Raw genomic sequence first — 21,468 nt, 5'->3', positions numbered from 1 at the left:
ACGCATCAGCTCAGCTGATCGACTACCGCCGCCGTATCCAGCCAGATGTTCTCCCGGCAGATCAGGCCGTTGCGGAATTCGAACAGGTGCATCATTCGGAAACTGATACGTCGGTCATTACCCGGCAGCCCAAGCAATGATCCGATGACCGTGCCGGTCATGAGCTGCTCGAGGATCATGGCGTCGTCGGCGAAATACCGACGCAGCACGTCCCAGCTCTCGCTGCGGAAGTTCGCGGTGAGGTAGGCGTAGAAATTGCGCGCCGCGTCCTTGCCGTGAGCGGGGCTATCGGGGAATCCGACGACGTCATGCTCGATGTCGTCGGTGTACACAGCCACTGCCCCGTCGATGTCGCCGTGATTTTCGGCCGTCATGTGGCTGTCGACCAGCGCCTGCATTTGGCTGCTGTCCATCGCCGCCTCCTGGGTCATGGCCACAACTACTGATCGCCCCTCGGTGATATCACGCCGCAACGCTGCGAAATATCAGTAGTGCGCCACTGACATCGATCAAGCCACCGCGATCAACGATTCCAGTAACGGATCTCACCGACGGAGGATTGAAATGCTTACCCAAACCCTTGCAGTCATCACCCCTGACGAGGCCGCAGAGCGATTGGTCTTGCCGGCACCAGTGCTGATCACCGAGCAGGAAGTTGCGCTTGGCACGGCGGTTGCGCTGCGGGCGCGACCGACGACCCGGCGTCGGTGGTTCGAAGCGACCCACATCCTGCTTGCCGCCGTGCAACGCTCGCTTGCTCCGTCGCCGCAACAGGGCCGTCCAGTGCGCCGCGACTACCCGAAGCACTACGCCTATCTCGAGAACGCTCTCATGGCGCGCGCGATGGAACGCCTTTGACGTTCATGCAAGCGTGACCGCCCTACTCAGGTGATACGGGCGGCGTGCTGGGTTGCTGTCCTACCGACTCGCACCCTCAGCGGGCATCCTTCCAGGAGCAAAAATTCCGGGACAGAAAGTTCCCGGAAGGATGCCCGCTTGCTCGCCGGCCTGGTAGGGCAGGATCTGCAGGCATGGATCAGGTATGGGTCAACCGGGCGGTCAGCGCGGAGGCCGCCGTTGCCGGCCGGCATCTGAAACGGCTGTGGGCGCTGCCCGGCACCCAGCTCGGTGTGGTGGCCTGGCCGCCGGCCCGTCGTGACCGCTGGTTCGGCGGCTGGCACTACTGGTGGCAGGCACATCTACTGGACTGCCTGGTCGACGCCGAACAGCGCGACCCGCGGCCCGAACGGCGCATCAAGATCGGGCGGCAGATCCGCGCGCATCGACTGCGGAACAACGGATCCTGGGTGAACAGCTACTACGACGACATGGCTTGGCTGGCGGTGGCATTGGAGCGGGCGTCGCGGATCGCCGACGTCGACCGCGAGCGTGCGCTGAAGAAGCTGAACGACCAACTGGTCAAAGCGTGGGTCCCCGAGGACGGCGGTGGCATCCCATGGCGTAAGCAGGACCAGTTCTTCAACGCCCCGGCCAACGGCCCGGCGGGAATCTTCCTGGCCCGCTATGGCGACCGGTTGCGGCGCGCCCAGCAGATGGCCGACTGGATCGACGAGACGTTGATCGACCCCGATCAGCACCTGGTGTTCGACGGCATCAAAGCCGGTTCACTGGTCCGCGCCGAGTACACCTACTGCCAGGGCGTGGTGCTGGGGCTGGAGACGGAGCTGGCTGCCCGCACCCAGGACGACCGGCACGCGCCGCGCGTGCATCGCCTGGTCGCCGCGGTCGACGAGCACATGGCACCCGGTGGGGTGCTGCGCGGCTCCGGCGGCGGCGACGGCGGGTTGTTCGCCGGCATCACCGCCCGCTATCTCGCCCTGGTCGCCACCACGCTGCCCGGGGACTCGACCGCTGATGCCAAGGCTCGCGAAACCGCGCGCGAGATCGTGCTGACATCAGCTCAATCGGCGTGGGACAACCGCCAGTCCGTCGAGGGGCTGCCGTTGTTCGGGCCGTTCTGGGATCGGCCCGCCGAATTGCCGACGGCCGGCGGACAACAGGCGCAGTTCGTCGGGGGAGCGGTCACCGGCTCGGAAATACCCGAGCGTGACCTGTCGGTGCAGTTGTCCGGTTGGATGCTGATGGAGGCCGCATACGCCGTGACCGTCGATGAAGGGAAGAGTAATGAGTAAAGTCCACCCCGATGCCGCGTCGGCTCTGGATGGCTTGTTGAAGGATGGAATCACCATCGCCGCAGGCGGTTTCGGCTTGTGCGGCATCCCCGAGAACCTGATCCAGGCTCTGGTGGACAGTGGTGTCAAGGACCTCACTATCGTCGGAAACAACGCGGGCGTTGACGATTTCGGTATGGGGCTGCTGCTCAAGGCGCATCAGGTGACGAAGGTGATCGCCTCTTACGTCGGTGAGAACAAGGAGTTCGAGCGCCAGGTGCTGGCCGGAGAACTGGATCTGGTGCTGACGCCGCAGGGCACGCTGGCCGAGAAGTTACGGGCCGGCGGCGCGGGGATCCCTGGCTTCTACACCCGTACCGGCTTCGGGACCAATCTCGCCGAAGGCAAAGACACCAGGGTGTTCGATGGCACGGAATACGTTCTGGAAGAAGGCATTCGGGCCGACGTGGCGATCGTCAAGGCATGGAAAGGGGACAAGTCGGGCAACCTCGTCTACCGCAAGACGGCGCGCAACTTCAATCCGATGATCGCCGCCTGCGCCACCGTGACCGTCGCCGAGGTGGAGGAACTCGTCGAGGTCGGCGAGCTGGACCCCGACCTGGTGCACACCCCGGGTATCTACGTCGACCGCATCATCGAGGGCCCGAGCTACGAGAAGCGCATCGAGTTCCGCACCACCAGCGGCGGCGCCGCACTCAAGAACGACAGCCCGATCCGCGAGCTGATGGCTAAGCGCGCCGCCCAGGAGTTGCGCGACGGCTACTACGTGAACCTCGGTATCGGCATTCCGACGTTGGTGGCCAACCACATTCCCGACAACATCAGTGTCACATTGCAGTCCGAAAACGGGCTGCTCGGCATCGGCTCCTATCCGGCCGAGGATGCCGTCGACCCCGATCTGGTCAACGCCGGCAAGCAGACCGTCACCAGTCTGCCGGGCTCGAGCTTTTTCAGCAGCGCCGACTCGTTCGCGATGATCCGTGGCGGCCACATCGACCTTTCCATCCTGGGCGGCTTGGAAGTTGCCGAGAACGGCGACCTGGCCAACTGGATGGTGCCCGGCAAGATGGTGAAAGGACCAGGCGGCGCAATGGATTTGGTGTCGGGTGTCAAACGGGTGATCGTCGTGATGGATCACACCGCAAAAGACGGCAGCCCGAAGATCCTGAAGCAGTGCGCGCTGCCGGTCACCGGCAAGGCTGTCGTGGACCTGATCATCACCGATTTGTGCGTGTTCGAGGTTGAACCGGAACACGGCCTCACGCTGATCGAATTGCACCCCGGGGTCACAGTCGACGATGTCCGCGCCAAGACCGGTTGCGATTTCAAGGTGGCGGTCTGAGAACGCAGTCGTATCTTGGAAGGATGACTGACTCGATCCTGACCCGACGCAACGTCCTGTTCGGCGCCGCTGTCGGTGTGCTCGGCGCATCCGCCGCATTGAGCGTTTTCACCGCGGCCGGCGCTCCGAGCGGTCCGGCAAAAACGTTCGAGGTCAACCACACCGACGACGAGTGGCGTCATCTGCTGACCCCGGCGCAGTACGACGTGCTCCGCAACGCGGGCACCGAGAGGCCATTTACCAGCCCGCTCAACGACGAGCATCGATCCGGGACCTTCGGATGTGCAGGCTGCGGCCAGGCCCTGTTCTCGTCGACGACCAAGTTCGACAGCGGCACCGGCTGGCCGAGTTTCTGGAAGGCCATGGACAACGCTGTTCTCGAGCAGCAAGACAACAGTGCCGGCATGTCGCGCACCGAGGTACTCTGCAGCCGCTGCGGCGGCCACCTCGGCCACGTCTTCAACGACGGCCCGCAGCCAACCGGCCTGCGCTATTGCATGAATGGGGTGGCGATGGGCTTCCGGCCGGCGTAATTAGTCGGCGACGGTCAGTTCGTCATCGTCGTCCTTGGCGGCGCGCCGGCGCCGCAGATACGCCCGGCCGGTGGCGATGAACGCCGGCACCATCGATACGAACAGGATGGCCAGAACGATCTTTTCGAGGTTCTGATGGATGAACGGCACGTTGCCCAGGAAATAGCCGGCGACCGTCACGCCGCCACCCCAGAGGATGCCGCCGACGATGTCGAACGCCAGGTACACCGGGTAGCGCATGTAGGACACCCCGGCGACCACCGGGGTGAACGTCCGCACGAACGGCATGAACCGGGCCAGAATGATCGCCGCGGGTCCGTACTTCTCGAAGAACGCGTGTGACTCGGTCACGTGGTGCTGCTTGAAGAAGCGCGAGTCTTCCTTCTTGAACAGCGCAGGCCCGATTCGGCGGCCGATGAAATATCCGGTCTGGTCGCCGAGTATCGCGGTCAGGGCTACCGCCGGCGCCAGGACCCAGATGTCGAGCGTCCCGTGGGCTGCCAGCAGACCACCGGTGAACAGCAGCGACTCACCGGGCAGCAGGGGAAACAGCAGACCGGTTTCGACGAAGACGATGCCCAGGATCGTCGGCAATACCGCCGATGCGAACAGTCCCTGGGGACCGATCCAGTACATCGGGTCGAGGATGTTGGGCAGGGCCACCACGGCGATGCTCACGGTGTTCAAGATACCGGCGCCGCGGACCGGCTTTTACCAAGCGCGGCCCGGGCTGGTCTGCGGCGGTCCGGACGGTGTTGCGATACTGAGGGCTGATTCGGCCGCCGTGCCGGCGTCCGCGGGCTTGCGCAACACCTGCTCAGGAGGAGAATCCATGCCCATCGCAACGCCAGATGTCTACGCCGAGATGCTGCGACGCGCCAAGGAGAACGAGTACGCCTTCCCGGCGATCAACTGCACATCCTCGGAGACCGTCAACGCCGCAATCAAGGGCTTTGCCGACGCGGGCAGTGACGGCATCATCCAGTTCTCCACCGGCGGAGCGGAATTCGCGTCGGGGCTGGGAGTGAAGGACATGGTGGCCGGCGCGGTGGCGCTGGCCAAGTTCACCCGCAGCATCGCGGCCAAATATCCGATCAACGTGGCGCTGCACACCGACCACTGCCCCAAGGACAAGCTGGACAGCTACGTGCGCCCGCTGCTGGCGATCTCGGCCAAACGGGTGGCGGCCGGCAAGGACCCGCTATTCCAGTCGCACATGTGGGACGGCTCCGCGGTGCCCCTCGACGAGAACCTGCAGATCGCACAGGAGCTGCTCAAGCAGGCCGCGGCCGCCAAGATCGTGCTGGAGATCGAGATCGGCGTCGTGGGTGGGGAGGAAGACGGCGTCGCCAACGAGATCAACGACAAGCTCTACACCACCCCCGAGGACTTCGAGAAGACCATCGAGGCGTTGGGCCACGGCGAGCACGGCCATTACCTCCTGGCGGCCACGTTCGGCAACGTGCATGGCGTCTACAAGCCCGGCAACGTGAAGCTGCGCCCCGACATCCTGGATCAGGGCCAGAAGGTGGCGTCGGCCAAGCTGGGCCTGGCCGACGGATCCAAGCCGTTCGACTTCGTCTTCCACGGCGGCTCGGGCTCGGAGAAGTCCGAGATCGAAGAGGCGCTGCGCTACGGCGTGGTGAAGATGAACGTCGACACCGACACCCAGTACGCATTCACTAGGCCGCTGGCCGCGCACATGTTCACCAACTACGACGGCGTGCTGAAGGTCGACGGCGAGGTGGGCAACAAGAAGGTCTACGACCCGCGCAGCTACTTGAAGAAGGCCGAGGCGTCGATGACCGAGCGAGTCATCGAGGCCTGCAATGACTTACATTGCGACGGAAAGTCGGTCTCCGCCGGGTGACGATGCAGAAGCGCGCAGCGCGATGAGGTGGGGGCACCTCCCGCTTGCGGGGGAGAGCCCGGCAATGGGCACAGAGCTGAAAAGGCTTTAGCCGGAACTGGATTCGCAGATCTTCCACTGGTCGTCTCGGTACTGCAGATCGAAGCTTCGAGACGAGCGGGTCTGCGGCGCGTAGGCCATGAACGCGGTGACGTTCGCCTCGGCATGATCTCCGTTGACGACGACCTGATCGATATTGGCGACGACGGGGTACTGCTTGGCCGCCGCGATGCGACGGTAGGTGTCGCTCCACTCATGCTGGTTGTAGTTGACGTAGTCGTCGCGCATGCTCCCACAGGTGATGCTGCGCAGCGTGGTCAGATCGCCGGTCTGCATCGCTGCATCGAAGCTTTGGATAGCGCTGCGCACCTTGTCTTCTTGTGAAGCGCTTGGCTTTCTGTCGTTGCGGGTCAGCAGCACTGTGCCCAGCACCGCGATCGCCGCCAGCGCCAGGATGATCAGGATCAACGCCAGCACCCAACCCCAACTGCGTTGACCCGACGGGCGCAGCTTGGCACCAAGCCGAGGCGGAATCAGTTGTGGCATAGCGGTTCTGCCGTGCTCCTGGCCTGGGCCTGGTGGGCGGCCGGGCTCGAAGGCCTCGGTGGCCGGCTCGGTGGCCGCGTTGATGATCGCGGTTTCCTTCGCATCGAATCCCGGGGCGGTGAAGCGACGCTCGCCTGGTTGAAGGTGTGGCATCGGCGGCTGTCGCTCGCCCTCGGGCGGGGCGATCACCTCGGTCGCCGGGTCCGCCGTGCGATAGTTCTCGGTCGTCTTGTCGTCGGCGCCGGCGGCCGGGTCGACGGCGGTATCAGCCTCGGATTCCACCGGGTCGCCCGCAGCGTCACGATCGACGGAGTCTGATGTGTGATCGCGGTCAGGCCCTGATGGATTCGGCATAGACGCTGCTGTCCTGTTCGGTCTCGAAGTACCTATCGAAGCTTAGCGACCCGGCGCCGGGTCCGGCGTGACGGCGTCATCGTCGCACGGCACAATAGCGCCATGACGCCGATGCACGATCTGCTGGGACCCGATCCGACCTTATTGCCCGGCGACCCCGATGCCGAAGCCCAATTGGATGCCGGTGACAACCCGGCCGCGGTCGCTGCCGCACACCCATCGGCCTCGGTCGCCTGGGCGGCGCTGGCCGAAGACGCGCTGGCCGACGACAAGGCGATCACCGCCTACGCCTACGCCCGGACCGGATATCACCGCGGCCTGGACCAGTTGCGTCGCAACGGCTGGAAAGGCTTTGGTCCGGTGCCGTTTTCGCATGAGCCCAATCGGGGTTTCCTGCGCTGCGTGGCGGCGCTGGCACGGGCTGCCGACGCTATCGGTGAGCCCGACGAGCAGGCGCGGTGCCTGGACTTGCTCGACGATTGCGACCCGGGCGCCCGGGCAGGCCTGGGCCTGAGCTGACCCGCCGTCAGAAGTCGGGCGCACAGTCGCCGGCGTCCGGCGGCTCGATCTGGATGGTCGCGTGCTCGAGTCCACGCGCGGCCAGGACCGCCTGGGCGTGGTGAAGAACCCGCACTGAGTTGTCGCAGCTGGCCAGGTGTGCGGTCACCATGTCCTTGCCGGGCACCAACGTCCAGACGTGCAGATCATGCACCTCGCTCACGCCGTCGACCGCCGCCAGTGCGGCCCGTAGTTCGTCGACGTCGATGTGGCTGGGCGACGCTTCGGACAGGATGCGCAGTGCGCCGGCGGCAAGGGACAACGCCCGGGGCAACACCCACAGCGCCACCAGGACGGCGACCACCACGTCGGCGTAGGGCCAGTGGGTGGTGATGGTGACCAGACCGGCGATCAGCACCCCGACGCTGCCGCCCATGTCGGCGAGCACCTCCATATAGGCGCCCTTGACGGCCAGGCTCTCGGTCGACTGCGATCGCAGCAGCAGCGCGACCGCGACGTTGGTGGCCAGTCCGGTCAGCGCCACCACGACCATCGGGATGCCCGGCACCTCGGGCGCTTGGCCGATCCGCCCGATCGCTTCGCGAAGGATGATCGTGGCGACCCCGATCAGCAGTACGGCGTTGGCGACGGCGGTGAATACCTCGGCGCGATGCCAGCCATAGGTGCGGGCCGGCGACCTGCTGCCGCGCTGGGCGAGGATGACCGCACACAGGCCCATGAAGGTGGCAGCGACGTCGGTCAGGATGTGCCCGGCGTCGGCCAGCAATGAGATTGAGCCGATGATCAGCGCCGTGCTCAGTTCGACGATGAAGAAGGCGCCGAGCAGCGCGGTGGCTATCGCCAGCCGGGGTGCGGGGGTGCCGGGGCTCGCATGATCATGGCCTGCACCCATAGGCAGCAATATATGCGGAGTCACGCATGTATTGCAAGACCAGTTCCACGCGCCGACTGCGGGCTATAACCAGGCGTTCCAGAATCGGGTCAGGTGCATGCCCGCGTACGCCCACTCCGGCGCGACATCGGAAAGCTGGTAGAACCATTCGACTATCCCGAAGAACCATTGGTTCAGCGGCGGCGCGAGCAACAGTAGGAACAACAGCAGGAAGCCATAGGGCTTGAACTGCTCGAGCGCACGCTGGTTCTCCGGACTCAAGTGCGGCTCGAGTGCGCTGTAGCCGTCCAGGCCGGGGATCGGCAGCATGTTCAGCAGTAGCGCGGTGATCTGCAGGAAACCCAAGAACGCCACCCCGGCCCACAGGATCGGGTGCATCGGGTCGAAGTAGACACTGGTGAACCCGAGCAGCAGCACCGCAAGCAGCAGGTTCGCCGTCGGTCCGGCCAGGCTTACCAGCGTGCGTTGCTTGGCGGTCATGAACGAGGTCCGCACGTACACCGCCGCGCCCGGCAAGCCGATCCCGCCGATCGCCGTGATCGCGATGGGCAAAACGATCGACAGCACCGGGTGGCTGTAGCGCCGCGGGTTCAGGTCCAGGTAGCCCCGCAGCGCGACGTCGCGATCGCCGAATTTCCAGGCTGTGAAGGCGTGACCGAACTCGTGCAGGCACAGCGACACCACCCAGCCGGCGATCACGAAGACGAACACTGAGATGTAGGCCAGCGAACCCACTTCAGCGCCGTCCCAGTAGGCGAGCCCGCCGCCCAACACGGTCAGACCGACGATGGCCAAGAACACCGGACTGGGCCGTACCGACTGATTCAAGTCACGGGCGCTCACCCGACGAAACTACCGGACCAACAACCAACCCTCGGTGTGCCGGTAGATCGTTGAACGCCGGGTGGACCGTGGCGCAACGACGCCATCGCGAACCACGGATATCCCGACGCCGCCCAGCTGGGCGGCCCGACCGGCCAGCCAGCGGCGTGACCGGCCTCCTGTCAGGCGAGCCCGTAACCCGGGCAGCGCTGTCGTCGGCTCGATCCGCACGCCTGGCGCGTCGCCGTCGAACAGCACCGCGTCATCGACGACGGCCTCGCCGTGCAGCAGCGGCGCATCGCCGGCCGGTCCCCATTCGGCTGCGCCGACGATCGCGGACCCGGTCTCGTCGCGAATCAGCGGTACCCGCTGCGTCGATCCGCCTCGCGCCCGCCGGGCCGCCCGACGACCGGACGGCAAACGGTAGGCCCGGGTGGCTGGGGTGCGGCGGCGCGGGACGTATGCCACCTCGACGTCGAGCAGCTCGGCGCGCAGCAGCCGGGTCAGCACGGATGCCAGGTCGGCATCGGCGCCGACCACCACCACCCGCCGCGCCGAATTGAGCGCCGCGTCGATGTCGCCGGGCTCAATGACGGGCAGAGTTCGCAATGCACGCGGCACCCGACGGCCATCGAACATCAGCACGGCGATGTCGGGGGCGTTCACGGGCCTCCTCGCAAACGGCTGAGATAGTGTGGGTCACCGGCTGGACCACAATAAGCGGCAGATATGAGTGGGAGAAATGCCATGCCGGCAATCGTCCTGATCGGCGCCCAATGGGGCGACGAGGGCAAGGGCAAGGCCACCGACCTGCTCGGCGGCCGCACCAACTGGGTGGTGCGTTACCAAGGCGGCAACAACGCCGGACACACCGTCGTACTACCCACCGGCGAGAACTTCGCCCTTCATCTCATCCCGTCGGGCATCCTGACGCCCGGCGTCACCAACGTCATCGGCAACGGTGTCGTGGTCGATCCTGGCGTGCTGCTCGACGAGCTCAAGGGCCTCGAGGACCGCGGCGTCGACACGTCGCGGCTGTTGATCTCCGCCGACGCGCACCTGCTGATGCCGTATCACGTGGCCATCGACAAGGTGACCGAGCGCTACATGGGCAGCAAGAAGATCGGCACCACCGGTCGTGGCATCGGACCGTGCTACCAGGACAAGATCGCCCGCATCGGGATCCGGGTCGCCGATGTGCTCGACCGGGATGTGTTGACCCACAAGGTCGAGGCCGCGCTGGAGCTCAAGAATCAGATCCTGGTCAAGATCTACAACCGCAAGGCCCTCGATGCCGCGCATGTGGTCGAAGTTCTGCTCGAACAAGCCGAGGGATTCCGGCACCGCATCGCCGACACCCGGCTGCTGCTCAACACCGCTCTGGAGGGCGGCGAGACCGTGTTGCTGGAGGGTTCGCAGGGTACATTGCTCGACGTCGACCACGGGACGTATCCCTATGTGACGTCATCGAATCCGACGGCGGGCGGCGCGGCGGTCGGCTCCGGTATCGGTCCGACCCGGATCACCACCGTGCTTGGGATCCTCAAGGCGTACACCACCCGGGTCGGCTCTGGCCCGTTCCCCACCGAACTGTTCGACGAGAACGGCGAATACCTGTCCAAGACCGGTGGCGAGTTCGGTGTAACCACCGGCCGGCGCCGGCGTTGCGGCTGGTTTGACGCCGTCATCGCCCGCTACGCCACCCGGGTCAACGGGATCACCGACTACTTCCTGACCAAGCTCGATGTGCTGTCCAGCCTGGAAACGGTCCCGGTGTGCGTCGGCTACCGCGTCGATGGCAAAGAGATGTCCGAGATGCCGATGACCCAAAGCGATTTGGACCGCGCCGAACCCATCTATGAGGAACTGCCGGGCTGGTGGGAAGACATCTCGGAGGCGCGCGAATTCGATGACCTGCCTGCCAAGGCGCGTGACTACGTGTTGCGACTGGAAGAGCTTGGCGGAGCGCATATTTCGTGCATCGGAGTCGGGCCGGGCCGCGAGCAGACCATCGTGCGCCGCGACGTTCTGGCGGCTCGCCCGTGACCGATTCCTCGCAGAGCCCACAACAACTCGACCCCGACCCCGACTACGACCATCACGGCGGTTTCCCGGAATACGGCGCCGCCAGCCCGGGCCCGGGTTTCGGTCGTTTCGTGGCAGCCATGCGGCGGTTGCAGGATCTGGCGGTGTCCGCCGACCCCAGCGACGACGTCTGGGACGACGCGGCCGAGCACGCCGAAACGCTGGCGGCCCAGCTCGCCCCGTTCACGGCCCCCGAAGGCCAGGCCCCGGCCGGCCGATCGCCGCAATTGCCCGGGATGGGCAGCCTGCTGTTGCCGCCGTGGACGATGAGCAGGTTCGATCCGGACGGCGTGGAGATGCGCGGCCACTTCACCCGGTTCCATGTCGGCGGCAACGATGCGGTCCACGGTGGTGTACTCCCGCTGCTGTTCGATCACGTCTTCGGAATGGTCGTGCACGCCGCCGCCCGGCCGATCAGCCGCACCGGCTTCCTGCACGTCGACTACCGCAAGATCACCCCGATCGACACACCGTTGGTCGTCCAGGGCCACGTCGCCGCGACCGAGGGCCGCAAGGCGTTTGTCCGCGGCGAACTACTCGACGGCGACACGCTGCTGGCCGAGGCCAACGGCCTGATGATCCGGTTGCTGCCGGGTCAGCCTTAGCCCGTTCGCCGCTGCGCGGTTTGCATCGTTGCGGGCTAGACCACACTCCAGGCGGTGATCAAGGCCGGGGTCGTCACCACTCCGTCGGCGTCGGCGACTTCCTTGCGTAGCCGCGGCAGGAGCGCGTCCAGATCGGCGAAGTCATCGCTGACCAACCCCAGCTTTTCGCGGGCCGGCAGCAGCGACCTCAAGACCTCGACGACGAAGGCCACGAGCTCGGCGTGGTCAGCTCCGCCCACCGGACCGCCGAGCGCCAACTGCGGTGCACGTAACCCGGCCTGCTGGAACAGCGAGGGCAGTCTCGCGGCGAACGTAGGGTCGAGGCCCATGCCGGTAAACGTTTCCATGATCGTGTCCCTCGCTGCCCGCCAGAGCGGAAGGTCGGGCACGCCACGCGCCCCACTCATGTCGAATTCGGAAAACGCGATCACCCCACCCGGCCGAACCAGGCCGGCAAACTGACGCAGGGTCGCAACCGGGTCGGGTAGATGCATCAGAATCAACCGCCCGATCACGGCGTCGACGGGCTCGTCGAGGGTGAGGTCGCCAATTGTGGTCTGCTCGAATCGGACTGACGTGAGGCCCTGCTCGGCGGCGCGCGTGCGGGCAAGCTCGATGATCTCGGCGGCGTCGATGCCGAGCACCGATCCCGCGGGCGCGACCAGCCGTGCGGCCACGAACGATACATCGCCGGGTCCACAACCCACGTCGAGCACCCGCATCCCCGGCTGCAGACCTGCGAGGCGCAGCGCTTGTTCGGTGTAGGGGTCGTACAGCCGGGCTTGCAGCAGCAGCCGCCGGACTTCGGCGTCCTCATGGCCCAGCAGATATGTGCTGGCGGTGGACGGCACTTGGTCGAGGGTCACAACTACCTCCCGGTCGATTGCATGATGAAAGCCACTCTATCCACAGTCGGTTGCATGATGCAATAGACCCGGCCGGAACCGGACCAGGGGTCTTACGCGCCCTGCGCGGCACCTGGCCCGGGCGTCAGGTCCACATCCCTGGGCCCCAGCGAGGCGCCGCACTCAGCGCAGTGGAGTTGCCTGTCGAGACGACCGCCGCAGCCCCGGTGCCGCGGGATCTGCGGAGGACCGTCCGGGGCGAGGTAGCTATCGCCCCAGAACAGCAGGGACATCAATACCGGCCACAAGTCTCGACCCTGCTCGGTGAGGTGGTAATCGTAGCGATCGGGCCGCTCCTGGTAGCGACGCCGTTCAAAAACCCCGGCTTCGGTCAACCGCGACAGCCGATCGCTCAGCACGTTGTGCGCCAGGCCCAGCCCGGCGCGAAAATCGTCGAAGCGCCGTACCCCCCGGAAGGCGTCACGAACGATCAGCAACGTCCACCGGTCGCCGATCAGTTCCAGGCTGCGGGCGATCGAGCAGACCTGATGCTCGTAAATACGGGGAAGCATGGCTGCCATATTACTTGCATCACGCAAGTTACATTTCAACTTCGGCTGGTCCGCCGACCTATCCTTGAGGACCGTGACTACGGGAGAAGGTGAACGGGTGGCTGACGGCAAGCCGCACAACGAGTCGAAGCATGGCGATACCCACCGCACCACCGTCATGCTGCTGGGCTCTGGCGAGTTCAGCCGCGAGCTGGCGATCGCCCTGCAGCGCTTCGGCGCCCATGTGATTGCCGTCGAGCGGTATGCCGATGCGCCGGCGCACGGCGTGGCCGACGAGTCGCTGGTGATCAACATGACCGACGCCGACGAGCTGGGTGCGGCGATCAGGCGGCTACACCCGCATTTCGTGGTGACGGCCTCGGACGCGGTCGCCGTCGACGCGTTGATCGCGGTGGCCGAAGCCGGTGCCGCCGAAGTGGTCCCCACCCCCCGCTGCGCCCGGCTGACCGCCGACCGGGAGGGCATGCGCCGGTTGGCCGCCGACGACCTGGGCCTGCCCACCGCGCCGTTCTGGTTCGCCGGCTCGCTCGATGAGCTGCACGCCATAGCCGACCACGCCGGCTACCCGCTGCGGGTGCAACCGGTGGCAACAGCCGGCGGCGAGGGACAGTCGGTGGTACTGCTGCCCGGCGATCTCGAGTCGGCCTGGCAGCGGGCAGTGTCCGCGGGAGGCCGGCTGGCCCACAACCGGGTGGTGGCCGAGACTCCGGTCGAGGTCGACTTCCACGTCACCCTGCTCACGGTCCGCAGCACCGGGCCGACGGGGCCGACGCTCGACTTCTGCGCGCCGATCGGTCACGGCGAAGCCATCGGTGACGTGCAGGAGTTCTGGCAGCCGCAGGACATGACGCCCGCCGCGCTGGACGCCGCCAGATCGATCGCCGCTCGTATCGTCAAGGCGCTGGGCGGTCGCGGCGTGTTCGCGGTGGAGGTAATGGTCCGCGGGGACGAGGTGTATTTCAGCGACGTCACCGCCCGGCCGTTCGAGAGTGGCTTGGTCACCACGCGCACGCAACGGCTTTCGGAATTCGAGCTGCAGGCCCGGGCGATCCTTGGACTACCGGTCGACACGATCATGATTTCACCGGGCGCCGCGGAAGTGATCTACGCCGGCACCGGCGGCGCGGTCAACGGGCCGCCGCCCGGTGGAGTGCTGGCCGAGGCGATGCGCGGGCCCGAGAGCGACGTGCGCGTGTTCACCCGCGACGAGCCCGAAGGTCGCCGCCCGCTAGGGGCCGCGGTCGTCACGGCCGCGGACGTGACTGCCGCGCGCAGCCACGCGCGTGAGGTGTCGACCGCGCTGCGACGGCTCTGGTAGTCCGCCGCGACGTGGATGCCGGGGCTTCCCCGCCAGCGGCCTCCCAGCCGAGTATGCGAGACTCACGCGGGTGAGCTACGCAGGAGATATCACCCCCGAGCAGGCATGGAAGATGCTCAGCGAGAACCCGGAGGCGGTTCTGGTCGACGTCCGCACCGATGCCGAATGGCGATTCGTCGGCGTGCCCGACCTGGCCAGCCTGGGCCGCGATGTGGTGTACATCGAGTGGAACGCTGCCGACGGCAAGCCCAACGAGAACTTTGTGGGCGAACTCTTGGAGCACGTCCCGGCCCGCGACGACCGCCCGGTGGTGTTCCTGTGTCGCTCCGGTAACCGCTCGATCGGTGCGGCCGAGGCCGCCACCGATGCCGGCATCGCCCCCTCCTATAACGTGCTCGACGGGTTCGAAGGTCAACTGGACGGCAACAGTCATCGCGGCGGAAGCGGCTGGCGGGCAATCGGTTTGCCGTGGAAGCAGACATGAACTCCGGCGGCGATCCGGAGCAGGTGCCTTCGGTCCGCCGGCCAGAGCCCCTGCCCGACGGCGTCAGCCAAGCGACGATCGGTGTGCGTGGCGGCATCCTGCGGTCGCAGTTCGAGGAGACCGCCGAAGCCCTGTACCTGGCGTCGGGCTACGTCTACGGGTCCTCCGCCGAGGCCGAGCAGGCGTTCACCGGCGAGGTCGATCGCTACGTCTACTCGCGGTACGGCAACCCGACGATCACCATGTTCGAGGAACGCCTGCGCCTGATCGAGGGCGCTCCTGCCGCCTTCGCAACCGCGAGCGGGATGGCCGCGGTGTTCACCTCGTTGGGGGCGCTGCTGGCCGCCGGTGACCGGCTGGTGGCAGCGCGCAGCCTCTTCGGGTCGTGTTTCGTGGTGTGCAGTGAGATTCTGCCGCGTTGGGGTGTCGAGACCGTCTTCGTCGACGGCGACGACCTATCTCAATGGGAGAAGGCACTTTCCGTTCCGACCCAGGCGGTGTTCTTCGAAACGCCATCGAATCCGATGCAGTCGCTGGTCGACATCGCCGCGGTCACCGAGCTGGCTCACGCGTCCGGAGCAAAAGTGGTGCTGGACAACGTTTTTGCGACTCCATTGCTGCAGCAGGGTTTTCCGCTCGGCGTCGACGTAGTGGTCTACTCTGGCACCAAGCACATTGACGGCCAGGGCCGGGTGCTCGGCGGTGCCATCCTCGGCGATAAGGAATACGTCGACGGCCCGGTACAGAAGCTGATGCGCCACACCGGACCCGCGATGAGTGCCTTCAACGCTTGGGTGATGCTGAAAGGCCTTGAAACGCTTGCAGTTCGGGTCGACTACCAGAATGCTTCAGCCCAGCGAATCGCCGAATATCTGGAAGGTCACTCCGCAGTGCGGTGGGTCCGATATCCGTTCCTGACCTCTCACCCGCAGTACGACCTGGCCAAGCGCCAGATGTCGGGCGGCGGCACCGTGGTCACCTTCGAACTCGACGTCCCGGACAGCGCAGCCAAACAACGTGCTTTCGAAGTGCTGGACAAAATGCAGCTGATCAATATTTCCAATAACCTGGGCGACTCGAAATCTCTTGTCACGCATCCGGCGACCACGACGCATCGCGCCATGGGGCCCGAAGGGCGCGCCGCTATTGGATTGGGCGATGGGGTAGTTCGCATCTCGGTTGGACTGGAGGGCACCGAGGACCTGATCGCCGATCTCGAGCAGTCGCTGGGCTAGCAACGATCATCGAATCGATCGGCATACCGTGACTGTTGCGCGTTACGCCGTTATTCATCTTGCTGTTGTTTGGTCTTTGCAACCGGTTTGGTCTGCTAAGAATTTTCGGCGCGATAGTAACGCCATAGTGGGCGCGGTCGATACCAGTACGACGGTGCGTATCGCAACGTCTGCCACGCCCTGCCCATAACCGGGCCAGATACGGAGAGACTTGAGTGATATCGAGCATCAGCCGGCCGCGGACGTCTCCTCACCCGCTGACCGGCGATTTCTATGAATGGGCCGTGGTCGTCGACGGTCGAGAAATCCCGTGGCAGAGCTACGCGGGCCCGCTGAGATTCGACGAAACCGACTTCGCCATCGCGACTCGCAAGTTGCTGTCGATCGAACCCGAAGAGCTTCCTGATCTGGTCGGAGAACATGTCGAATTTTCTCCGCCAAGCGACCTGCAGCCGCGTTTGATGGTGCATTCGACCACGCCCTACGCCAACAGCTTTGAGACGGACCTCAGCGCGATGGTGGAGGGGCGTCCGGTGTTGGACCTCACCACATACGTCGAGACCCGTGGTCTATACCTGGCGCGCGGCGGCGATCTCGTGATCGGACGGACCCAGCCGTGGCGGCACGGTATCGCTGCGAGCGGCGTTGAGCGCCTGCTACTTCCGGATGCGGACTACTACTACATGTCTCAGGCGCTGCTGCGTCGTGCGGTCAACGGCGGCGACCGCGATCCGGTGATGCGGCAGATCATCGAGTTTCTGCGGGCGAACCCGTCAACGGTGGTGTGCCCGTACGACTTTGAGCCTGAGTTCCAGCTCTTCGTGACGTGGCTGGCCCGGATTACCGGGCTCGGTCGAATCCGGGTTGACGCCAACGATTTTCGCCTGGGTGTGTGGAACAGAAAGCGGATGCTGCATCCGACGGTCGAGGCCGCGCTGCGGCTGGAGAGCCAGGTGGCCGGTCAGCCGGGTCCTGTCATCCTCGAGCATGAGCACCGGGCCAGCGAGGCATTCAAGGCCTTAGGGGCACCACTTCCCGTGCTGCCCGGCTATTCGGTTGTATGGCAAGAAGATCGCTGCGATTTCGTGCGCGATCTTCTCCGAGCGGGCGCGCTCCTGCGGGACAGATACGGGCTGTCGCACGCCTGCCTGAAGCCGTCTGACGGCGGTAATGGCGGCCGGATCGTGCCGAATATCGAACTCGACGACGCGCCGCGATTGGAAGAGCTCGCCGCCAGCGCGTGGAAGCTGGGCGGCGACCAAGTCCTCGAGGCGAACGTCAGGTATTTCGAAAGAGAAGTCGGCGGAGAGCGAGTGCTGACCACGCCGTCAGCACATGTGCGCTCGGGCGAGCTGCTGGACGGGCTCACCCTGCAATTTATGCGCGGCACGTCCTGGAAGGGCAACATCTTTGTCAGCGCTGTGGATTGGGAGAACCTGGGTCTGGACGCCGGCCTGTACACCGGGCTGCGCACGACCATGACCGAGCTCCATCAGCGATTGGGCCTGCTGCACTGCGGGATCGATTTCGCCATCGGCACGGTGGGTGGCGTGTTCGGCGACACCGTCGTTGCCGCGGTGCAGGACATCAACCCGAAAGTCACCGGGGCATTGTTCTTGCGCGAGTTCATGGCGCGTCACCCCGAGTGCGGTGTCGGGGCCGCGACGCGCGTGCTCAGTCCGGACGCGACCGAGAGCGCGGAGAAGATCCGATCGTTGGTCGCGGAATTCTCGACAGCCGAACAGCCTTGTGAGGAAGTCGCCGTCGTGCCGGGCCGGTGGGCGATGATCGCCACCGCGGGGCCGACGTCCGTGTCGGCCGGAGCACAAGCGTTGACCCTGGAGCGGATGCTCGCCTCGGTGCGATGATGACGGCGAGATAACAATTCCCGCAACAAAGTAGCGCGACGCGCTGATTGAATACCGGGAACAGCACGGTGCTGAACTTATCGTCAGTTGGTGTACCGCCGTACGGTTCTGAAACTGCCGTTGCTATTGGCCGCAGGCACTGCCATGGCCTCTTCCCCGCGCGCCTCCGCTGAGCCGCCGCGGGCGTCTGCCGAATCGAGTAGGTGGTCAGCCGACCGGGCCAACCGTTGGTACCAGGCCCAGGGCTGGCCCGTCGGCGCAAACTTCATTACCTCCAACGCGATTAACCAGCTCGAGATGTTCCAGCCGGGAACCTACGACCCGCGGCGCATCGACACCGAACTCGGCTGGGCCCGGCTGTACGGGCTCAACACGGTACGGGTTTTCCTTCATGACCAACTGTGGGCCCAGGACTCCCGCGGCTTCCAGACGCGTCTGGCGCAATTCGTCAACATCGCATCCCGCCATCGGATCAAGCCGCTGTTCGTGTTGTTCGACTCCTGCTGGGACCCGCATCCGCAAGTGGGTCGCCAGCATGCGCCGACACCTGGAGTGCATAACTCCGGCTGGGTGCAGGGTCCCGGGGCCGAACGCATCGACGACAAGCGCTACACCCGCACGCTGCAGGACTATGTCACCGGCGTGCTGACCCAATTCCGCAATGACGACCGGGTTTTGGGCTGGGACGTGTGGAACGAACCGGACAACCCCGCCCCGCAGTACCGTAGCTCCGAGCGCAGCGACAAGTTGGATCGAGTGGCAGACTTGCTTCCCCAGGTGTTCACCTGGGCGCGCGCTGCCGATCCGCGCCAACCGCTGACCAGTGGCGTGTGGGACGGTGAATGGGCAGATCCCGGCAGCCGCAACACGATCCAGAACATTCAGCTGACCAACTCCGACGTGATCAGCTTTCACTCATACGCGGGGCCGTCGACGTTCGAGTCCCGCATCGGTGAGCTCACTCCCCACGGCAGGCCCATCTTGTGTACCGAATACATGGCCCGGCCGCAGGGCAGCACGATCGAGAGCATCCTGCCAGTTGCCAAGCGGCACAACGTCGGTGCGATCAACTGGGGTCTGGTGGCCGGTAAGACACAGACGTACTTTCCGTGGGAATCCTGGAATCATCCGTATACAGCGGTTCCCAAAGTGTGGTTCCACGACCTGATTCGGCCGGACGGAACACCGTTCGAGGGCGGCGAACCTCGAACGATCAGAGCTTTGAGCGCCTCAGCGACAGGCTAGGTCGGATCGAGGTGACTGTCGCCAAATCGATCCTGCTGTTTGCCATCGCCGCGGTGTTCGAGATCGGCGGTGCGTGGCTGGTCTGGCAAGGTGTCCGCGAGCATCGTGGATGGATCTGGGCCGGTATTGGCGTCATCGCGTTAGGCGGCTACGGCTTCGTCGCCACCTTTCAGCCCGACGCGCAGTTCGGTCGGGTGCTGGCCGCATACGGCGGGGTGTTCGTGGCCGGATCGCTGGCCTGGGGCATGGCGCTGGACGGATTTCGGCCGGACCGATGGGACATCATCGGCGCCGCGGTATGCCTGGCCGGCGTCGGCGTGATCATGTACGCGCCGCGCGGGCGCTGATCACTCCTTGTGCTCGACGACGCCCGTGGCGTGCTGCGCGCGGCCCTCGTAGGTCCGACGGGCACCGGTGTCGAAATTGAGGAACACCGTGTCGTTGCCCATCTTCTTGTTGAGCCAGCGGCGACCGCGGTCCGGTAGCAGGGTGGCCACAGCGGCGAACGACTTTCCCCAGCTAGGCACCGACACCCGGGATTTCGGCTTGTCGAGCACTCTGACGATCGCCGCGGCAATCTCTGCGGGCTCGACCGGCTTCTGTGCGGCCGACGGAGAGGTTCCCGAGATCAGTTCGGTGTTGGTGAACGTCGGTAGCACCGCGGTGACCTTGACGCCCTGCGGGGCGAACTCGTCGGCCATCGCCGTGGACAACCCGACGACCCCGAATTTGGTTCCGGCATAGATGATTTGACCAGGCACGGCGACCATGCCGGCCAGCGATGCGATGTTGATGATGTGTCCGCTGCGGCGTTTCACCATCTCCGGCAGCACCAGCTGACAGCCGGTCAGCACACCGTAGAAATTCACCTCGATGGACGAGCGGATCGCCTGCGCCGACTGTTCGAGGAACGGACCTACCGGCATCACTCCCGCGTTGTTGATCAGCACATTGATGTGCCCGCCGCCGTCGGCACGGGCTTTGTCGAGAAAAGCTGCGAACGATTCCTTGTCGGTGACGTCGAGGGGATGGCCGCTCACCTGGCCCAGGCTGCTGATGCCGGCGACCGCACTCTCGAGCACATCGAGGTCCCGGTCGCCGATGATTACGCGGGCGCCGCGCGCCAGCAGCGCTTGCGCGGTCGCATACCCGATCCCCCGGGCAGCGCCGGTGATGACGATGGTCTTGCCCCTGATGTTGTCCATTCGACGGACTTTACAGGTGTCAAGTCTGGCGGGGAACCAGCGTGCGACGCCGGGCAGAGGTGCTGCGTGAGGGCTCTGCGGCTGGGCCATGGCCGTCGGATGCATCGCCTGCCCTGGCCAGTCATCGCTGGTCAAGGCGTCTGTGCAGCGCTGGGCCGGACAAGTTATAGACCAAGTCCTCAGCTTTTGTTCGTCTAACAAGTCAGACAGACTGCCTATTGTGCTTAGCAATACCGTCTGGTATTTCTAGAACAGCAGATGATACTAAATGAATGAAATACTAAAGATTTACCCATTTCCAGTCTGATACCGATCGAGAGGAGACCGATGAAACCCGCATCTCTGGGCTCAACGGTCGAAGCCTTCTCGCTCGGCCAAGGCTTCAGTTGGCCCGACGCCGACATCGAGGGCACGCTCATTGTTTCCCAGCCATCTGCCGACCCGGAACTGTGGGCCGAGTACTCGGCGGGTGCCGTTCGGAGCTACCGCAAGCGTGGCGTGGAAAGCGCCCTTGACGTCGATGCGCTGCGCGACGGCGACGACACCATCATGTTCTGCGCCGTGGTCGATGACACCGGACAGGTGGTCGGCGGTCTGCGGGCCAAGGCGCTGCGCTCCGCCGACGACTCGCACGCGGTCGATGAGTGGGCGGGCCAGCCCGGTCAGCAGGACGTCCGGCAGATGATCGCCAACCGCGTGCCACACGGAGTTCTGGAAATGAAGGCCGGCTGGGTTACCGATGCCGCCGGCCGAAACCCGTTTCTCACCAGCGCCCTGGCCCGTAGCTGCTTCTACATGATGGTCATCCTCGATTTCCAGTACGGCATGTGCACGGCCGCCACGGCGATCCTGAACAGCTGGCGTTCTTCTGGATCGGTGGTGGCTGCCATTCCGGCCACGCCCTATCCCACCGAGCACTACCGAACCAAGCTGCTG

General features: G+C 65.3%; 24 protein-coding genes. 15 read left to right on the top strand and 9 right to left on the bottom strand.

Features of this window, described 5'->3' with window-relative positions:
• Positions 1 to 5: 5 nt before the first annotated feature.
• Positions 6 to 413, bottom strand: coding sequence for a nuclear transport factor 2 family protein (locus WAO18_RS20245; RefSeq protein WP_422208017.1), 408 nt, complete (start codon positions 411 to 413; stop codon positions 6 to 8).
• A gap of 151 nt (positions 414 to 564) precedes the next feature.
• Between WAO18_RS20245 and WAO18_RS20240 the strand changes: the two genes are divergently transcribed.
• From WAO18_RS20240 to msrB, 4 genes are all read left to right on the top strand, one after another.
• Entirely contained in the window at positions 565 to 858 is a 294-nt protein-coding gene (locus WAO18_RS20240) for a hypothetical protein (protein ID WP_422208016.1), read from the top strand.
• A gap of 173 nt (positions 859 to 1,031) precedes the next feature.
• Complete coding sequence (locus WAO18_RS20235; RefSeq protein WP_422208015.1) at positions 1,032 to 2,153, top strand: glycoside hydrolase family 76 protein; 1,122 nt, start codon at positions 1,032 to 1,034, stop codon at positions 2,151 to 2,153.
• Positions 2,146 to 3,495, top strand: a complete 1,350-nt coding sequence (locus WAO18_RS20230; RefSeq protein ID WP_422208014.1) for a 3-oxoacid CoA-transferase — start codon at positions 2,146 to 2,148, stop codon at positions 3,493 to 3,495. The genes WAO18_RS20235 and WAO18_RS20230 overlap by 8 nt, the downstream gene beginning before the upstream one ends.
• A gap of 23 nt (positions 3,496 to 3,518) precedes the next feature.
• Positions 3,519 to 4,028 (top strand): peptide-methionine (R)-S-oxide reductase MsrB, encoded by a 510-nt coding sequence (gene msrB / locus WAO18_RS20225; RefSeq protein WP_422208013.1) that lies wholly within the window; start codon positions 3,519 to 3,521, stop codon positions 4,026 to 4,028.
• On the opposite strand, the gene WAO18_RS20220 is transcribed toward msrB, so the two are convergent.
• Complete coding sequence (locus WAO18_RS20220) at positions 4,029 to 4,706, bottom strand: DedA family protein (RefSeq protein ID WP_422208012.1); 678 nt, start codon at positions 4,704 to 4,706, stop codon at positions 4,029 to 4,031. It lies immediately after the preceding gene.
• A 154-nt stretch (positions 4,707 to 4,860) separates the two neighbouring features.
• Here WAO18_RS20220 and fbaA point away from each other — a divergent pair, with 154 nt between their 5' ends.
• On the top strand, positions 4,861 to 5,898 hold the full coding sequence (fbaA, locus tag WAO18_RS20215) for a class II fructose-bisphosphate aldolase (protein ID WP_422208011.1): 1,038 nt from the start codon (positions 4,861 to 4,863) through the stop codon (positions 5,896 to 5,898).
• Positions 5,899 to 5,985: 87 nt separating this feature from the next.
• Here the strand turns inward: fbaA and WAO18_RS20210 are convergent, their stop codons facing one another.
• On the bottom strand, positions 5,986 to 6,837 hold the full coding sequence (locus WAO18_RS20210) for a hypothetical protein (protein WP_422208010.1): 852 nt from the start codon (positions 6,835 to 6,837) through the stop codon (positions 5,986 to 5,988).
• 102 nt (positions 6,838 to 6,939) lie between these two features.
• Between WAO18_RS20210 and WAO18_RS20205 the strand changes: the two genes are divergently transcribed.
• Positions 6,940 to 7,356: a DUF3151 domain-containing protein gene (locus WAO18_RS20205; protein ID WP_422208009.1), complete on the top strand. Its 417-nt coding sequence runs from the start codon at positions 6,940 to 6,942 to the stop codon at positions 7,354 to 7,356.
• Between the two features lie 7 nt (positions 7,357 to 7,363).
• On the opposite strand, the gene WAO18_RS20200 is transcribed toward WAO18_RS20205, so the two are convergent.
• From WAO18_RS20200 to WAO18_RS20190, 3 genes are all read right to left on the bottom strand, one after another.
• On the bottom strand, positions 7,364 to 8,248 hold the full coding sequence (locus WAO18_RS20200) for a cation diffusion facilitator family transporter (protein WP_422208008.1): 885 nt from the start codon (positions 8,246 to 8,248) through the stop codon (positions 7,364 to 7,366).
• Between the two features lie 63 nt (positions 8,249 to 8,311).
• Positions 8,312 to 9,091: a site-2 protease family protein gene (locus WAO18_RS20195; protein WP_422208007.1), complete on the bottom strand. Its 780-nt coding sequence runs from the start codon at positions 9,089 to 9,091 to the stop codon at positions 8,312 to 8,314.
• Positions 9,092 to 9,100: 9 nt separating this feature from the next.
• Positions 9,101 to 9,709, bottom strand: coding sequence for a peptidase M50 (locus WAO18_RS20190; RefSeq protein ID WP_422208025.1), 609 nt, complete (start codon positions 9,707 to 9,709; stop codon positions 9,101 to 9,103).
• 108 nt (positions 9,710 to 9,817) lie between these two features.
• Here WAO18_RS20190 and WAO18_RS20185 point away from each other — a divergent pair, with 108 nt between their 5' ends.
• Positions 9,818 to 11,116: an adenylosuccinate synthase gene (locus WAO18_RS20185; RefSeq protein WP_422208006.1), complete on the top strand. Its 1,299-nt coding sequence runs from the start codon at positions 9,818 to 9,820 to the stop codon at positions 11,114 to 11,116.
• Positions 11,113 to 11,760 (top strand): PaaI family thioesterase, encoded by a 648-nt coding sequence (locus tag WAO18_RS20180; protein ID WP_422208005.1) that lies wholly within the window; start codon positions 11,113 to 11,115, stop codon positions 11,758 to 11,760. Before WAO18_RS20185 ends, WAO18_RS20180 begins: the two co-directional genes overlap by 4 nt.
• A gap of 35 nt (positions 11,761 to 11,795) precedes the next feature.
• On the opposite strand, the gene WAO18_RS20175 is transcribed toward WAO18_RS20180, so the two are convergent.
• Positions 11,796 to 12,626 (bottom strand): class I SAM-dependent methyltransferase, encoded by an 831-nt coding sequence (locus tag WAO18_RS20175; RefSeq protein ID WP_422208004.1) that lies wholly within the window; start codon positions 12,624 to 12,626, stop codon positions 11,796 to 11,798.
• Positions 12,627 to 12,718: 92 nt separating this feature from the next.
• Positions 12,719 to 13,177 (bottom strand): winged helix-turn-helix transcriptional regulator, encoded by a 459-nt coding sequence (locus WAO18_RS20170; protein ID WP_422208003.1) that lies wholly within the window; start codon positions 13,175 to 13,177, stop codon positions 12,719 to 12,721.
• Between the two features lie 97 nt (positions 13,178 to 13,274).
• Between WAO18_RS20170 and purT the strand changes: the two genes are divergently transcribed.
• From purT to WAO18_RS20140, 6 genes are all read left to right on the top strand, one after another.
• Complete coding sequence (gene purT, locus WAO18_RS20165) at positions 13,275 to 14,495, top strand: formate-dependent phosphoribosylglycinamide formyltransferase (RefSeq protein WP_422208024.1); 1,221 nt, start codon at positions 13,275 to 13,277, stop codon at positions 14,493 to 14,495.
• 70 nt (positions 14,496 to 14,565) lie between these two features.
• Positions 14,566 to 14,979, top strand: a complete 414-nt coding sequence (locus WAO18_RS20160; RefSeq protein WP_422208002.1) for a rhodanese-like domain-containing protein — start codon at positions 14,566 to 14,568, stop codon at positions 14,977 to 14,979.
• Positions 14,976 to 16,214: an O-succinylhomoserine sulfhydrylase gene (locus WAO18_RS20155; protein ID WP_422208001.1), complete on the top strand. Its 1,239-nt coding sequence runs from the start codon at positions 14,976 to 14,978 to the stop codon at positions 16,212 to 16,214. The genes WAO18_RS20160 and WAO18_RS20155 overlap by 4 nt, the downstream gene beginning before the upstream one ends.
• Positions 16,215 to 16,429: 215 nt before the next feature.
• A complete protein-coding gene (locus WAO18_RS20150) occupies positions 16,430 to 18,082 on the top strand; it encodes a hypothetical protein (protein WP_422208000.1) in 1,653 nt (550 codons plus the stop codon).
• 90 nt (positions 18,083 to 18,172) lie between these two features.
• Entirely contained in the window at positions 18,173 to 19,327 is a 1,155-nt protein-coding gene (locus tag WAO18_RS20145; RefSeq protein ID WP_422207999.1) for a cellulase family glycosylhydrolase, read from the top strand.
• A gap of 11 nt (positions 19,328 to 19,338) precedes the next feature.
• A complete protein-coding gene (locus WAO18_RS20140) occupies positions 19,339 to 19,674 on the top strand; it encodes a YnfA family protein (protein WP_422207998.1) in 336 nt (111 codons plus the stop codon).
• Here WAO18_RS20140 and WAO18_RS20135 read toward each other — a convergent pair whose 3' ends face one another.
• On the bottom strand, positions 19,675 to 20,532 hold the full coding sequence (locus WAO18_RS20135; protein ID WP_422207997.1) for an SDR family oxidoreductase: 858 nt from the start codon (positions 20,530 to 20,532) through the stop codon (positions 19,675 to 19,677). It lies immediately after the preceding gene.
• Positions 20,533 to 20,859: 327 nt separating this feature from the next.
• On the opposite strand from WAO18_RS20135, the gene WAO18_RS20130 reads away from it, so the two are divergent.
• Positions 20,860 to 21,468 (top strand): hypothetical protein (locus WAO18_RS20130; protein WP_422207996.1); only part of this gene is annotated, 609 nt, incomplete at its 3' end.

Source organism: Mycobacterium sp., assembly GCF_049278535.1.
Classification (GTDB): domain Bacteria; phylum Actinomycetota; class Actinomycetes; order Mycobacteriales; family Mycobacteriaceae; genus Mycobacterium.
The sequence above is the reverse complement of the archived record's forward strand: the minus strand, read 5'-3'. Positions and strand labels throughout refer to the sequence as shown.

Bases quoted from the DNA above. Each gene is read 5' to 3' on its own strand.
- WAO18_RS20230 (WP_422208014.1), top strand. From the start codon at position 2,146: ATGAGTAAAGTCCACCCCGATGCCGCGTCGGCTCTGGATGGCTTGTTG.
- WAO18_RS20185 (WP_422208006.1), top strand. From the start codon at position 9,818: ATGCCGGCAATCGTCCTGATCGGCGCCCAATGGGGCGACGAGGGCAAG.
- msrB (WP_422208013.1), top strand. From the start codon at position 3,519: ATGACTGACTCGATCCTGACCCGACGCAACGTCCTGTTCGGCGCCGCT.
- fbaA (WP_422208011.1), top strand. From the start codon at position 4,861: ATGCCCATCGCAACGCCAGATGTCTACGCCGAGATGCTGCGACGCGCC.
- WAO18_RS20205 (WP_422208009.1), top strand. From the start codon at position 6,940: ATGACGCCGATGCACGATCTGCTGGGACCCGATCCGACCTTATTGCCC.
- WAO18_RS20210 (WP_422208010.1), bottom strand. From the start codon at position 6,837: ATGCCGAATCCATCAGGGCCTGACCGCGATCACACATCAGACTCCGTC.
- WAO18_RS20155 (WP_422208001.1), top strand. From the start codon at position 14,976: ATGAACTCCGGCGGCGATCCGGAGCAGGTGCCTTCGGTCCGCCGGCCA.
- WAO18_RS20245 (WP_422208017.1), bottom strand. From the start codon at position 413: ATGGACAGCAGCCAAATGCAGGCGCTGGTCGACAGCCACATGACGGCC.
- WAO18_RS20170 (WP_422208003.1), bottom strand. From the start codon at position 13,177: ATGCTTCCCCGTATTTACGAGCATCAGGTCTGCTCGATCGCCCGCAGC.
- WAO18_RS20190 (WP_422208025.1), bottom strand. From the start codon at position 9,709: ATGTTCGATGGCCGTCGGGTGCCGCGTGCATTGCGAACTCTGCCCGTC.
- WAO18_RS20135 (WP_422207997.1), bottom strand. From the start codon at position 20,532: ATGGACAACATCAGGGGCAAGACCATCGTCATCACCGGCGCTGCCCGG.
- WAO18_RS20200 (WP_422208008.1), bottom strand. From the start codon at position 8,248: ATGGGTGCAGGCCATGATCATGCGAGCCCCGGCACCCCCGCACCCCGG.
- WAO18_RS20240 (WP_422208016.1), top strand. From the start codon at position 565: ATGCTTACCCAAACCCTTGCAGTCATCACCCCTGACGAGGCCGCAGAG.
- WAO18_RS20235 (WP_422208015.1), top strand. From the start codon at position 1,032: ATGGATCAGGTATGGGTCAACCGGGCGGTCAGCGCGGAGGCCGCCGTT.